This window comes from Caulobacter sp. LARHSG274 (assembly GCF_052871235.1).
Map to the genome: position 1 here is coordinate 140,359 of NZ_JBIXJO010000010.1, position 12,896 is coordinate 153,254.

Below are 12,896 nucleotides of genomic sequence, written 5' to 3' on the forward strand. Positions count from 1 at the left end.
CGGCGACGAAAACCGGTTAGCCTCAAGCCATGCTTGGGCCCGCTCTCGTCGTTGCGCTGGTGATGCTGGCCGGTCCTGCGCAGGTGGAGCCGCCCGGTTCGGACGGGCTGCGCCGGATCGAGAGCGGCGGGGTGGCCCTGGAAGTCCACGCCGAGCCCGGCGGCCGCGGCGGCGCGGTGCGGGCGATGATCGACATCGCCGCCCCGCCGCAGACGGTCTGGGCCACCATCCTCGACTGCGAGCGAGCGGCGCGGATGACCCCCAGCGTCAAGCGCTGCACGGTGCTGGAGCGCGACCCCACGGGCCGGGTCGAGCTGCGCGAGCATGTGATCCGGTGGGGCTTCCTGATGCCGGCCCTGCATTCGACCTCGCGCCTGACGCTCGATCCGTACCGGCGGATCGCCTTCCGCTGCGAGGGCGGCGACATCAGCGAGTGCGAAGGCCAGTGGCTGTTGGAGCCGCTGGACGGCGGCCGCGCCACCCGGGTCACCTATGAGAACCGGGCCAAGGCGCCGTTCGGCCTGCCCGACGGCCTGGCGACCATGACCATGCGCCGCGACGTGCCCAACGCCCTGCGGGCCCTGCGCCGCGAAAGCCTGGCCGCGGCGCGATGAGCGACGAACCGCTTTGGCTGTTCGACGGGGTGTGCAACCTGTGCTCGGGCTCGGTGCGGGCGGTGCTGGTCCTCGACCGCAAGGGCCTGATCCGCTTCACCCCCATCCAGTCCGCCTATGGCCGCCAACTGGCCCTGGCGCATGGGATCGATCCGGACCAGCCGACCAGCTTCCTGTTCCTCGACGACGGCCGGGCCCTGGAGAAGAGCGCGGCCATCGTCGCCCTGCTGCGGCGCCTGGGCCCGCCCTGGTCGTGGTTGGCGGTCATCGGCGTGCTGCCGCGCTCGTGGCTGGACCGGGCCTATGACGGGCTGGCCGCCAACCGCTACCGGCTGCTGGGCAAGCGCGCGACCTGCATGCTGCCGACCCCCGCCCAGCGCGCCCGCTTCCGGCTGGAGCCGCCGACCTGATGAGCCCCGAGCGAAAACGCATCGTCCTGGTCGGGGCCAGCGGGGTGTTCGGCCAGAGGCTGGCGGCGATGATCGCCCGCTGGCCGGACGCGACCCTGGTGCTGGCGGCCCGCGACCTGACGCGGCTGGAGGCGCTGGCGGCGGAGCTGGCCAGGACCACGCCGGCGGCGCGGATCGAGGTCGCCCGCCTCGACCGGACCGATCCCACAGGCCTCGCCGCCCTCGCCCCCTGGGCGGTGGTCGACGCCGCCGGGCCGTTCCAGGGCCAGGACCACGCCTTTCCCCACGCCGTCCTGGCGGCCCGGGCCCACTATCTCGACCTGGCCGACGCCCGCGACTTCGTCGGCGGCTTCGAGGCGGCGCTGGACGCAGCGGCCCGCCGGGCCGGCCGCTGGGCGATCGCCGGCGCCAGCTCGACCCCGGCCCTCAGCCACGCCGCCCTCGACGTGATGACCCGGGGCTGGACCCGCATCGACCGGATCGAGGCGGCGATCTCGCCCGGCGCGCGGGCCCCGCGCGGCCTGTCGGTGGTGCGGGCCATCCTGGCCTGGGCCGGCGGGCCGGTGCGGCTGTTCGCCGATGGCCATTGGACCACCGCGCCGGGCTGGAGCCGGCCGCGCCGCCTGGCCTTCCCGGGTCTCGGCCGTCGCTGGACCGGCCTGGCCGAGACCCCCGACCTCGACCTGCTGCCGGCCCGCTTCCACGTCCGCCGCGCGGCGACCTTCCAGGCCGGGCTGGAGCTGTCGGTCCTGCACCTGGGCCTGTGGGCGCTGAGCCTGCTGCGCCGCGCCCGGCTGGTGCGGACCCTGGAGCCGCTGGCCGTGCTGCTGGCCGCGGCGGCGGGCCTGGTCGCGCCGCTGGGCTCGGACCGCGGCGGCATGGTCGTCTGCGCCGAGGGGATCGACGCCGACGGCGCCCCGCGCCTGGCCCGCTGGAGCCTGTGGGCCGAGGCCGGAGCCGGTCCGCACACCCCGGCCGCCCCGGCGGCGGCGGTCCTGCGCGCCCTGCTCGACGACCGCCTGCCGGGCCCGCCCCGCGCCACGCCCTGCGTCGGCCTGCTGGACCTGGAGGACATCCTGCACGAACTGCGCGGCCTGCCGACCCGCACCCGGCTGGAGCGCCAGCGACCCGACCTTCCCGGCCTGTTCCCCCGCCTGCTGGGCGAGGGCTGGGACACCCTGCCGCCCGCCGTTCGCCGGGCCCACGCCGGCGTGGAGGCCGTCACCCTGACCGGCCAGGCCCGAGCCCGCGGCGCGCTGGGCCTGGCCGCCCTGGTCCGCCGCCTGCAGGGCCTGCCGCCGGCCGGCGTCCACGCCACCACGGTGACCCTCGCCCCCACCGTCGTCGGCGAGCGCTGGATCCGCCGGTTCGGCGACCGCAGCTTCGGCTCAATGATCGGCCCGGCCCGGGACGACCCCTGGGCCTTTGAAGAGACCGCCGGGCCGCTGACCTATCGCTTCACCGTCGCGCCCTATGCCGGCGGCTTCTCCTGGATCTTCGACGGCTGGCGGCTGGGTCCCCTGCCCCTGCCCCGCGCCTGGGGCCCTCAAGTGCGGGCCCGGACCTTCGCCCGAGACGACGCCGAAGGAAAAGGCCTCTACCGCTTCCGCGTCCTGGTCGCCCATCCGTGGCTGGGGGTGATCTTCGGCTATGCCGGCCGGCTTTCATGACAAGACGGTAATCTTGGCGCCTCCCGCCCGGGTGCTAGGGTCGCGCCCTCAAGCTTTCGGAGCCTCGCCGCATGATCCGTCCCGTCGCCAAGGCCGCCCTCGTGGCGCTGGCCCTTTCGACCACCGCCCTGTCATCGCTGGCCCTGGCCCAGGCCAAGCCCGCCGCCCCGGCCGGCGGCGTGGCCGTGCCGCCGATCGTCTACAAGGAGCGCACCCTGGCCAACGGGCTGAAGGTCTACAGCGCCCGCGACGCCTCGACCCCCAATGTGACGGTGCAGGTCTGGTACGGCGTGGGCAGCAAGGACGACCCCGAGGGCCGCTCGGGCTTTGCGCACCTGTTCGAGCACCTGATGTTCAAGTCGACCCGCGACATGCCCAACGAGATGCTCGACCGCCTGACCGAGGACGTCGGCGGCTTCAACAACGCCTCCACCTATGACGACTTCACCAACTATTACGAGGTCGTGCCCGCCAACCACCTGCAGCGCCTGCTGTGGGCCGAGAGCGAGCGGCTGGGCTCGCTGGTCATCGACGACGCGGTGTTCAAGTCCGAGCGCGACGTGGTCAAGGAAGAGCTGCGCCAGCGGGTGCTGGCCGACCCCTACGGCCGGTTCTTCGGCCTCAACATCACCAAGGCCTCGTTCACGACCCACCCCTACAAGCGCCCCGGCATCGGTTCGATCGAGGAGCTGGACGCGGCCACCGTCGACGACGTGCGCGCCTTCCACGCCGCCTATTACCGCCCCGACAACGCCGCCCTGATCGTGGTCGGCAATTTCGACGAGGCGCAGCTGAACGCCTGGATCGACCAGTATTTCGCGCCGCTGAAGACCCCCGCCGCGCCGATCAGGCAGGTCACGGTGGTCGAGCCGCCGCGCACCGCGCCCCGGACCGTCACCACCTACGGCCCCAACGTGCCGCTGCCGGCCCTGGCCATTACCTGGCTGGCCCCCAGCGCCGCCGATCCCGACACCCCGGCCCTGTCGGTGCTGGACGCCATCCTTTCGGCCGGCAAGTCGTCGCGGCTCTATGACAGCCTGGTCTACGACCAGAAGATCGCCCAGCAGATCTTCTCGGCCGCCCCCAACAACGCCCAGCCGGGCCTGTTCTATGTCGGGGCGGTGATGGCCGGCGGCAAGACCGTCGAGCAGGGCGAGGCCGCCCTGACCGCCCAGGTCGCCCGCCTGCGCGACGCCCCGCCGACCGCGGCCGAACTGGCTGAGGCCAAGGCCGGCCTGCTGGCCGACGCCGTGCGCGGCCGCGAGACCATCGACGGCCGCGCCTTCGCCATCGGCTACGCCCTGCGCACCGAGGGCGACGCCGCCCGCGCCAATACCGACCTGGCCGCTCTCCAGGCGGTGACCGCCGCCGACGTCCAGCGGGTGGCCAGGAAGTACCTGGCCGACGACCGCCGCACGGTGGTCCGCTACCTGCCGGAATCGGCCAAGCCGGCCGGGGCCAAGGACCCGTTCGAGGGCCCCAAGCCGACCCCGTCGGTGCGCTATGACGGCCCGGTCACCACCCTGGCCCCCGAGGGCGAGCGGGTCGCCCCGCCGCCGCCCGGCCAGCCGGTGTCGCCGGTCCTGCCCTCGCCGGTCGAGAAGACCCTGGCCAACGGCCTGCGGGTGATCGTCGCCAAGTCCAGCGACCTGCCGCTGGTCACCGCCGACCTGACCGTCAAGGGCGGGGCCAGCGCCGACCCGGCCGGCCTGGCCGGGGTCTCCAGCCTGACCGCCGAACTGCTGACCGAGGGCACCAAGACCCGCAGCGCCACCCAGGTGGCCGCCGCCACCGAGGCCCTGGGCGCCAATCTGGAGGCCAGCTCCGGCTGGGAGTCCTCGTCCCTGACCCTCAGCGTCATCGCCGACAAGGCCGCCCAGGGCCTGGCGATCATGGCCGACGTCGCCCAGAACCCGACCTTCAAGGCCGAGGAGCTGGAGCGGGTGCGCACCGAGGCCCTGGATAGCCTGTCGGTCAGCTTCCAGCGGCCCGGCGGCGTCGCCGGCTTCACCACGCCGACCGTGATCTACGCGAACTCCGCCTATGGCCATGTCAGCAGCGGCACCCCCGGCTCGCTGCCCAAGATCAGCCGCGACGCCCTGGCCAAGACCCATGCCGCCTACTGGCGTCCCGACAACGCCATCCTGGTGCTGACCGGCGACCTGACGCCCCAGCAGGGCTTCGCCCTGGCCGAGAAGGCCTATGGCGGCTGGAAGAAGCCGGCGACGCCGCCGCCGCCGCCGGCCAAGGGTCCGTCGAGCTATACGCCGAAGAACGTGATCATCGACCTGCCGGGCACCGGCCAGGCGGCGGTAGTGGCGGCCAAGCCGTCGATCGTCCGCGCCGACCCGCGCTACTATGCCGGCCTGGTGGCCAACGGCGTGCTGGGCGGCGGCTATTCGGCCCGGCTGAACCAGGAGATCCGCATCAAGCGCGGGCTGTCCTACGGGGCCAATTCCAGCCTGACGCCGCGCGCCGCGGTCGGCGGCTTCTCGGCCAGCGTCCAGACCAAGAACGAGTCCGCCGCCCAGGTGGTGACCCTGATCAAGGAGGAACTGGCCAAGCTGGGCCAGGCCCCGGCCTCGGCCGGCGAGCTGGCGGCCCGCAAGTCGGTGCTGATCGGCGGCTATGGCCGCGAGCTGGGCACCTCCGAGGGCCTGGCCGACATCCTCGGCGGCCTGGCCGTCTACGGCGTGCCGCTGAACGAGGTCCAGGCCTATACCGGCAAGGTCGAGGCGGTCACCGCCGCCGAGGTCCAGGACTTCTCGCGCACGGTACTCGACCCGGCCCAGGCCAGCGTCATCGTGGTCGGCGACGCCAAGAGCTTCGGCGACACCGTCAAGGCCGTGCTGCCCAACGCCGTGGAGATCCCGGTCGACCAGCTCGACCTCGACAGCCCGACCCTGCGAAAGGCCAGGTAGCGATGGCCGAGGAGCGTCGGGCCGACCCCGCCAGCGCGGCGCAGCTGGCCTCGCCCTCCTACCGACTGGCGGCGCTGGACCAGGACTTCCTGCTCGGCGAATCGATGCGCGGCGTGCGGTTCCTGCTGGAGTTCGCCAAGGCCGACGAGGCGCTGCGGGCCTGGGGCGTGCGCTCGACCCTCGTGGTGTTCGGCAGCGCCCGGGTCCGCGAGGACGGCCCCGGGCGCCAGCCGCACTGGTATGCCGAAGCGCGGCGGTTCGGGCGCCTGGCCTCTGAGCGCGGCGGGGCGCTGAACGGCGTCGACGGCGTGCGCGACAACGTCATCGCCACCGGCGGCGGTCCGGGGGTGATGGAGGCGGCCAATCGCGGGGCCTGGGACGCCGGGGCCCCGTCGGTGGGCTTCAACGTCACCCTGCCGCACGAGCAGCAGCCCAATCCCTACGCCACCCCGGCCCTGTCGTTCCGCTTCCACTATTTCGCCATGCGCAAGATGCACCTGGCGATGCGGGCCAACGCCCTGGTGGTGTTCCCCGGCGGCTTCGGCACCTTCGACGAGCTGTTCGAGCTCCTGACCCTGCGCCAGACCGACAAGGCCCCGCGCATTCCCATCGTGCTGTTCGACGAGGCCTATTGGCGGGCGGTGGTGAACTTCGACGCCCTGGCCGAGCACGGCATGATCAATCCCGCCGACCTGGAGCTGTTCCGCTTCGCCGAAAGCGCCGAGACCGTGTGGTCGACCCTGCTGGCCTGCGGGTTGAAGCCCGGGGAGAATATCGAGCTGGAAAGCGACCAGATTCCGGAGGAGTGAGGCGGCTCAGCCCTTCGGCCTGGCCAGCAGGTCGCGGATCTCGGTCAGCAGCTTTTCTTCCGGCGTCGGGGCGGCCGGGGCCGGCTCGTCGGCGTCGGCGCGGCGGATCTGGTTGACCAGCTTGACCAGCAGGAACACCACCAGGGCCACGATCACGAACTGGATCACGGTGTTGATGAAGGCGCCGTACTGGACGGCCACCTTCTCGACCGCGGCGGTGGCCGGATCCTCGGGCTTGAGCACCCATTCCAGCTTGGAGAAGTCGAGCCCGCCGGTCAGCAGGCCGATCGGCGGCATGATCACCTGGTCGACCAGGCTCTTGACGATGCCGTTGAAGGCCGCGCCGATGATGACGCCGACCGCCAGGTCGATGACGTTGCCGCGGGCGATGAACTCGCGGAATTCCTTGACGATGCTCATGGGACGACGCTCACGGGGGGTCTCCGCCGACGCTGACGGCGGCAGCTGAAGGCGTTCGCCCCGCCCGGTCAAGGGCGGGCGCGGCTATTCGTCGGCGTTCAGGCGGCTGCGCAGTTCCTTGCCGCTCTTGAAGAACGGCACGTGCTTGGCGCGCACGTCGACGGTCTCGCCGGTGCGCGGATTGCGGCCGGCCCGAGCCGGGCGCGAGCGGACGGACAAGGCGCCAAAGCCGCGCAGCTCCACTCGGCCGCCCTCCTCGAGCGCGCCGATCATGCGCTCAAGAATGACGCCGACCACGCGCTCGACGTCCTTCTGGGTGAGGTGCGGATTCTCGTTCGCGAGCCTGGCGATGAGTTCGGACTTGATCATCGATATCCCCGGCGCCCCTCAGGAGCCCTGGGGAAGAAGGGCCTGGCGCGCGTGCGACCTTTGCCCAAGCCGGCCTGAGTCTTCAAGGAAAAGGTTGTGGTTACGGGCCCTTTGGCGATGGCGCCCCCGTCGGCGCCCTGACGACCCTGGCCTCTGACGCCGCCTTGCGCAGCCGCTTGTCGCTCTCCTGGGCGCCGGGCCCAAAAGCAAACGGCGGCCGGATTGCTCCGGCCGCCGTCGTCTCGTTTTCGCGATGAGGCGAAGACTATTCCTTGGTCGTGGCCCGCTCGCGCAGGGCCGCGCCGAGGATGTCGCCCAGCGAAGCGCCGGAGTCCGACGAGCCGAACTGCTCGATGGCTTCCTTCTCTTCGGCCATTTCCAGCGACTTGATCGACATCGAGACGCGGCGAGCCGCCTTGTCGATGTTGGTGATCTGAGCGTCGACGCGGTCACCCACGGCGAAGCGCTCGGGGCGCTGTTCCTGGCGATCGCGCGACAGGTCCGACTTGCGGATGAAGGCGGTCATCGGGGCGTCGTCCTCGCCGAAGCGGACTTCGATGCCGCCGGTGGTGACTTCGGTCACGGTGACGGTCACCGTCTGGTTCTTGCGATAGGTGTCGCCCGACATCGGATCGCCGCCCAGCTGCTTGATGCCCAGCGAGATGCGTTCCTTCTCGACGTCGACGTCCAGCACCTTGGCCTTGACGATGTCGCCCTTCTTGTAGCGGGCCATGGCTTCTTCGCCAGACGCGCTCCAGTCGATGTCCGACAGGTGGACCATGCCGTCGATGTCGTTGTCGAGGCCGATGAACAGACCGAATTCGGTCGCGTTCTTGACTTCGCCTTCGACGGTCGAGCCGATCGGATGGGTTTCCAGGAAGGAATCCCACGGATTGGCCAGGGCCTGCTTGAGGCCCAGCGACACGCGGCGCTTGGACGGATCGACGTCCAGCACGACCACGTCGACTTCCTGCGAGGTCGAGACGATCTTGCCGGGGTGGACGTTCTTCTTGGTCCAGGACATTTCCGACACGTGAACCAGGCCTTCAACGCCGGCTTCCAGCTCGACGAACGCGCCGTAGTCGGTGATGTTGGTGATGCGGCCGGTGAACTTGGCGCCGACCGGGTACTTGGCTTCGACGCCGTCCCAGGGATCGCTCTGCAGCTGCTTCATGCCCAGGCTGATGCGCTGGGTGTCCGGGTTGATCTTGACGATCTGGACCTTCACCGTGTCGCCGACCGCCAGCACTTGCGACGGGTGGTTGACGCGCTTCCAGCTCATGTCGGTGACGTGCAGCAGGCCGTCGATGCCGCCCAGGTCCACGAACGCGCCGTAGTCGGTGATGTTCTTGACCACGCCTTCGCGGATCTCGCCCTCTTGCAGCTGCGACACCAGTTCGGTGCGCTGCTCGGCGCGGGCTTCTTCCAGGATGGCGCGACGCGAGACGACGATGTTGCCGCGCGGACGGTCCATCTTCAGGATGGCGAAGGGCTGTTCCTTGCCCATCAGCGGGCCGACGTCGCGCACCGGGCGGATGTCGACTTGGCTGCCGGGCAGGAAGGCCGAGGCGCCGCCGAGGTCGACGGTGAAGCCGCCCTTGACGCGGCCGACGATGGCGCCCATCACCGGCTCGTTCTTGGCGTAGACGCCTTCCAGGCGGGTCCAGGCTTCTTCGCGCTTGGCCTTTTCGCGGCTGATCACCGCTTCGCCGAGGGCGTTTTCCAGACGTTCCAGGAAGACTTCGACCGAGTCGCCGACCTTGATGGTCGCCTTGCCGGTCTCGTCGACGCCGAATTCCTTCTGCGGCACGCGGCCTTCGGTCTTCAGACCGACGTCGATGATCGCGAAGTCCTTCTCGAGCCCGACAACGATGCCCTTGACGACGGTGCCTTCCGCGAAGTCGCGGCCGCCCATGGAATCGTTCAGCAGCGCTTCGAAATCGTCGCGCGTCGGGTTGAAGCTCATATCGTCAGCCATGCTGATGTTTAGTCTCGTGTTGAGGGAAGCCCTGCGGTGAGCGACCGCCAGGATGACGGTTCTCGGGATTCCGGGGTGATAGGGGTTTTTGCGGTCCGCGCTTCCAGGGCGACGGCGAGGCGGGCGGTGGATTAGCCCGGGAGGTCTCCCGACCGGGCGCGCGCCGTCTCGACAATGCGGCGGGCCGCATCGAAGGCCTGCTGTATAGTCATTTCCGAGGTGTCTAGCAAGACCGCGTCGGGGGCCTGGGTCATGGGCGCGCTGGCCCGGCCGCCGTCGCGTTCGTCGCGCTTCCTGATATCGGCCAGGATCTCGTCATAGGCCACGGTTTCGCCCTGGCCCAGCAGCTGTTTCCAGCGGCGGTCGGCGCGGACTTCCGGCCGGGCGGTGACGAACAGCTTGGCCGGCGCCTCGGGGGCGATGACCGTGCCGATGTCGCGGCCGTCGATGACGCTGCCCGGCTCGCGCAGGGTGAAGCCGCGCTGCAGGTCGAACAGCGCCGCGCGCACGCCCGGATGCACCGCCACCCGGCTGGCGGCCTCGCCGGCCGCCCGGGTGCGCACCTGCGCCTTCTCCAGCTCGGCCAGGTCGAGGCCGCGCGCCGCAGCCTCGGCGGCGGTTGCGTCGTCGAGGTCGCCACCGGCCTCCAGCAACCGCACACCGACGGCGCGATAGAGCAGGCCGGTGTCGAGCATCGGATAGCCGTAGAGGGCGGCCAAGCGCGAGGCGACCGTGCCCTTGCCCGAGGCGGCGGGGCCGTCGACGGCGATGATGAAGGCCATGCGGCGGCTCCGTCCATGTTCCCGTATCCAGTACAGGAAACTCCGTCTCCCCGGCGAAGGCCGGGGCCCAGGTGAAACCCACGAGCCGCCCAGGATGAATCTGGGTCCCGGCCTTCGCCGGGAAGACGGCGGTGGGGATAATGGTCGCCCTAGGCTTCCGCGATCGTCCCGCCCAGGCCGCGCATCATCTCGGCGAAGCCGGGGAAGCTGGTCGCGATCATACCCGGCTCGTCGATCTTGACCGGGGCCTGGGCCGCCAGGCCGAGGATCAGGTGGCTCATGGCGATGCGGTGGTCGCCGTGGGTCTCGACCAGGGCCCCGCCGCGCGGCGGCTGGCCGGTGCCGCGGACGATGAAGCCCTCGGGCTCCTCCTCGACGTCGACGCCGCAGGCCTCCAGGCCGGCGGCGGTCAGGGCGATGCGGTCGCTTTCCTTGACCCGCATCTCGCCGACCCCGCGCATCACCGTCTCGCCGGCGGCGAAGGCGGCGGCGATCGCCAGGATCGGATATTCGTCGATCATCGACGGGGCCCGCTCGGGCGGCACGACCACGCCCTTCATGTTCGGCGAATGACGGGCGGTGATGTCGCCGACCTGCTCGCCACTGCTATCGCGGACATTGGCGATCACCAGGTCCGCGCCCATCTCCTGCAGCGTCGTGAACAGACCGGTGCGCAGCGCGTTGAGCATCACCCCCTCGACCGTGACTTCCGAGCCGGGAACGATCAGGCCGGCCACCAGCGGGAAGGCCGCCGACGACGGGTCGCCCGGCACCGCCACATGGGTCCCGGTCAGCTTCTGGCCGGCCGGCAGGCGGATATGCCGCACGCCGGCTTTATCCTCGACGATCACCTCGGCTCCGAAGGCCCGCAGCATGCGTTCGGTGTGGTCGCGGGTGGCCTCGGGCTCGATCACCTCGACCCCGCCCTCGGCGTGCAGGCCGGCCAGCAGCACGGCCGACTTCACCTGGGCCGAGGCCATCGGCAGTCTGTAGGACAGGCCGCGCAGGTTGCCGCCCTTCAGGGTCAGCGGCAGGCGGCCCTTGTCGCGGCCCAGCCAGGTGACGCCCATCCGGGCCAGCGGGTCCAGCACCCGGCCCATCGGCCGGCTGCGCAGCGAGCTGTCGCCGGTGAAGGTGGCGCACAGCGCAAAGCCCGCCGCCGCCCCCATGATCAGCCGCACGCCGGTGCCGGCGTTGCCGCAGTCGACGATGTCGGCGGGTTCGACGAAGCCGCCCTGGCCTTCGATCCGCCAGCGGCCGGGGCCCTCCTGCTCGACCCGCGCCCCGAACGACCGCATGGCCTGGGCGGTCGCCAGCACGTCGGCGCCCTCCAGCAGGCCCTCGACCGTGGTGGTCCCCGAGGCCAGGGCGCCGAGGATCATCGAGCGGTGCGAAATCGACTTGTCGCCGGGGGCCCGGACGGTTCCCCGCAAGGCCCCGCCGGGCGTGCTCTTCAGTCCAGCCGCCGCCATGCCGTCACCGGCCTCCGTCTCATGTGCTTTTCGCGAGGGGATTGCTTTTGACAGCGGCCCCTCGTCATGGCAAGTGACCGGCCGCTTTTCCCATCTGGATCAAAGGGTCGCCAACTTGGCCAATCCCGAATTGGGCGCAAAACAAATTTGCCCCAACTGCCAATCGAAATTCTATGACCTGGGCCGCCGCCCGGCCGTCTGCCCCAAGTGCGGCGAGTCGTTCGACCCGGAAGAGGCGCTGAAGTCGCGCCGCGTCCGCGCCCGCGCCGTCACGCCGGACTACGACGCCGAGGACGAAAAGCCCGTCGCCCCCAAGGAGCCGGACGGCTACGAGGACGAGGTCGACGAAACTCCCGAGATCGACGAGGCGGCCGAGGCCGACGTTGTCGAGACCGACGATGACGACACCGATCCGGCCGCCGCCCCCGCTCCCGGCGGCGACGACCTGGGCGTCGACTTCGCCGAGGACGAGGACCTGGCCGAGGAAGCCGACGACGTGCCGTTCCTCGAGGACGAAGACGAGGACGACGTCCTCGACGACGAAATCGAGGGCCTGCCGGGCGCGGACGACGACGACCGCTAGACCGGAAGTTTTCGAGACGATTTTGCCCGAACGGGGGTCTCGAAAAATATCCGAAAAAAGTTCGCCGGGAGGGTTGATCCAAAAATCCTCCCGGCATAGGTTCCGCGCCTCTTCGGGGGCCACCCACTGGGAACCGCCGGAGACACTCAGGAATTCTTGGATTTCCCGCCGCGGAAAACCCTGAACCTTGGGGCTATAGCTCAGCTGGTAGAGCGCTTGAATGGCATTCAAGAGGTCAGCGGTTCGACTCCGCTTAGCTCCACCAAAACGGCCGCTTCCCTAAAGGGAGCGGCCGTTTCCATGTCTGGCCCCACCCCCGCTTCCCTTCTTCCCTTGCAGGAGAAGGTGTCGGCGTGTCCTGCCCGGTTAGAGAGGTGACAGACCAGCCCGGTTGGATGGGTAACAGTTCTCGCGGTTTTTGGCGGGAGGCTGTGGGATGCCGCACCCGGCCGTTCCGCCTATCGCAGCGGCGCCGGTCATCGACCCCTCATCCGACCTCGCTCCGCGAGGCCACCTTCTCCCGCAAGGGGAGAAGGAAGTTATCCTCGGAGAGTCCGAGTCAAAGCCCGGCTGAATCAATGGCTTAAACTTTTTCGACCCGATTTGCTCCGCACCCTCTGAGACCGCCGCCATAATGCTCCTCGTCCCACCGCAGGGGAGGCCGTCCAGCTGGCGACCTGACGGGCGGCGGGGGCGGTCGAGCGGGAAGCGTCCGTCGGCCGGTTGCGCGAGGCCTGTCGGGCCGGCGCGGGAGGCGGGAGGATCCGGATGGACCTTCAGTCTTCCGGTCGGACGGCGGGAACACCCCCGCGGAGCCGAAAGACGAACGCCACAGGCGCGGGCTGAAATCGCCCGCGCGGTCCGGACG

General features: G+C 70.6%; 11 protein-coding genes and 1 tRNA gene. 7 read left to right on the forward strand and 5 right to left on the reverse strand.

Translation table 11 applies throughout. From position 1 onward, the window contains the following. The first annotated feature begins 29 nt into the window (after positions 1-29). The 5 genes from ACIPQB_RS16925 (at position 30) to ACIPQB_RS16945 (ending at position 6,424) form a co-directional block, all read left to right on the forward strand. Complete coding sequence (locus tag ACIPQB_RS16925) at positions 30-614, forward strand: SRPBCC family protein (protein ID WP_446486423.1); 585 nt, start codon at positions 30-32, stop codon at positions 612-614. Continuing rightward, positions 611-1,024, forward strand: coding sequence for a thiol-disulfide oxidoreductase DCC family protein (locus ACIPQB_RS16930; protein WP_446486424.1), 414 nt, complete (start codon positions 611-613; stop codon positions 1,022-1,024). The genes ACIPQB_RS16925 and ACIPQB_RS16930 overlap by 4 nt, the downstream gene beginning before the upstream one ends. Further along, complete coding sequence (locus ACIPQB_RS16935) at positions 1,024-2,694, forward strand: DUF4166 domain-containing protein (RefSeq protein ID WP_446486425.1); 1,671 nt, start codon at positions 1,024-1,026, stop codon at positions 2,692-2,694. Before ACIPQB_RS16930 ends, ACIPQB_RS16935 begins: the two co-directional genes overlap by 1 nt. 71 nt (positions 2,695-2,765) lie before the next feature. Then, the gene (locus ACIPQB_RS16940; protein ID WP_446486426.1) at positions 2,766-5,615 is read left to right on the forward strand and encodes a M16 family metallopeptidase; all 2,850 of its coding nucleotides are present in this window, start codon (positions 2,766-2,768) and stop codon (positions 5,613-5,615) included. A 2-nt stretch (positions 5,616-5,617) separates the two neighbouring features. Further along, a complete protein-coding gene (locus tag ACIPQB_RS16945; protein ID WP_446486427.1) occupies positions 5,618-6,424 on the forward strand; it encodes an LOG family protein in 807 nt (268 codons plus the stop codon). Between the two features lie 6 nt (positions 6,425-6,430). Here the strand turns inward: ACIPQB_RS16945 and mscL are convergent, their stop codons facing one another. The 5 genes from mscL to aroA all read right to left on the reverse strand — a co-directional run bounded on the left by mscL (position 6,431) and on the right by aroA (position 11,445). Then, complete coding sequence (gene mscL / locus ACIPQB_RS16950) at positions 6,431-6,844, reverse strand: large-conductance mechanosensitive channel protein MscL (protein ID WP_446486428.1); 414 nt, start codon at positions 6,842-6,844, stop codon at positions 6,431-6,433. Between the two features lie 84 nt (positions 6,845-6,928). Next, positions 6,929-7,213 carry an integration host factor subunit beta gene (locus ACIPQB_RS16955; RefSeq protein WP_446486429.1) on the reverse strand — a complete coding sequence of 95 codons (285 nt, stop codon included), beginning with the start codon at positions 7,211-7,213 and terminating at the stop codon, positions 6,929-6,931. A 265-nt stretch (positions 7,214-7,478) separates the two neighbouring features. Further along, positions 7,479-9,191: a 30S ribosomal protein S1 gene (gene rpsA, locus ACIPQB_RS16960; protein ID WP_446486430.1), complete on the reverse strand. Its 1,713-nt coding sequence runs from the start codon at positions 9,189-9,191 to the stop codon at positions 7,479-7,481. A 131-nt stretch (positions 9,192-9,322) separates the two neighbouring features. Continuing rightward, the gene (gene cmk / locus ACIPQB_RS16965) at positions 9,323-9,973 is read right to left on the reverse strand and encodes a (d)CMP kinase (protein WP_446486431.1); all 651 of its coding nucleotides are present in this window, start codon (positions 9,971-9,973) and stop codon (positions 9,323-9,325) included. 149 nt (positions 9,974-10,122) lie between these two features. Continuing rightward, complete coding sequence (gene aroA / locus ACIPQB_RS16970) at positions 10,123-11,445, reverse strand: 3-phosphoshikimate 1-carboxyvinyltransferase (protein ID WP_446486432.1); 1,323 nt, start codon at positions 11,443-11,445, stop codon at positions 10,123-10,125. 115 nt (positions 11,446-11,560) lie between these two features. Between aroA and ACIPQB_RS16975 the strand changes: the two genes are divergently transcribed. Then, complete coding sequence (locus ACIPQB_RS16975; RefSeq protein WP_446486433.1) at positions 11,561-12,028, forward strand: TIGR02300 family protein; 468 nt, start codon at positions 11,561-11,563, stop codon at positions 12,026-12,028. Between the two features lie 189 nt (positions 12,029-12,217). Beyond that, positions 12,218-12,293, forward strand: a tRNA-Ala gene (locus ACIPQB_RS16980). Positions 12,294-12,896 lie beyond the last annotated feature (603 nt).

Coding starts and splice junctions, on each gene's coding strand:
- ACIPQB_RS16925 (WP_446486423.1), top strand. CDS start 30: ATGCTTGGGCCCGCTCTCGTCGTTGCGCTGGTGATGCTGGCCGGTCCT.
- ACIPQB_RS16930 (WP_446486424.1), top strand. CDS start 611: ATGAGCGACGAACCGCTTTGGCTGTTCGACGGGGTGTGCAACCTGTGC.
- ACIPQB_RS16935 (WP_446486425.1), top strand. CDS start 1,024: ATGAGCCCCGAGCGAAAACGCATCGTCCTGGTCGGGGCCAGCGGGGTG.
- ACIPQB_RS16940 (WP_446486426.1), top strand. CDS start 2,766: ATGATCCGTCCCGTCGCCAAGGCCGCCCTCGTGGCGCTGGCCCTTTCG.
- ACIPQB_RS16945 (WP_446486427.1), top strand. CDS start 5,618: ATGGCCGAGGAGCGTCGGGCCGACCCCGCCAGCGCGGCGCAGCTGGCC.
- mscL (WP_446486428.1), bottom strand. CDS start 6,844: ATGAGCATCGTCAAGGAATTCCGCGAGTTCATCGCCCGCGGCAACGTC.
- ACIPQB_RS16955 (WP_446486429.1), bottom strand. CDS start 7,213: ATGATCAAGTCCGAACTCATCGCCAGGCTCGCGAACGAGAATCCGCAC.
- rpsA (WP_446486430.1), bottom strand. CDS start 9,191: ATGGCTGACGATATGAGCTTCAACCCGACGCGCGACGATTTCGAAGCG.
- cmk (WP_446486431.1), bottom strand. CDS start 9,973: ATGGCCTTCATCATCGCCGTCGACGGCCCCGCCGCCTCGGGCAAGGGC.
- aroA (WP_446486432.1), bottom strand. CDS start 11,445: ATGGCGGCGGCTGGACTGAAGAGCACGCCCGGCGGGGCCTTGCGGGGA.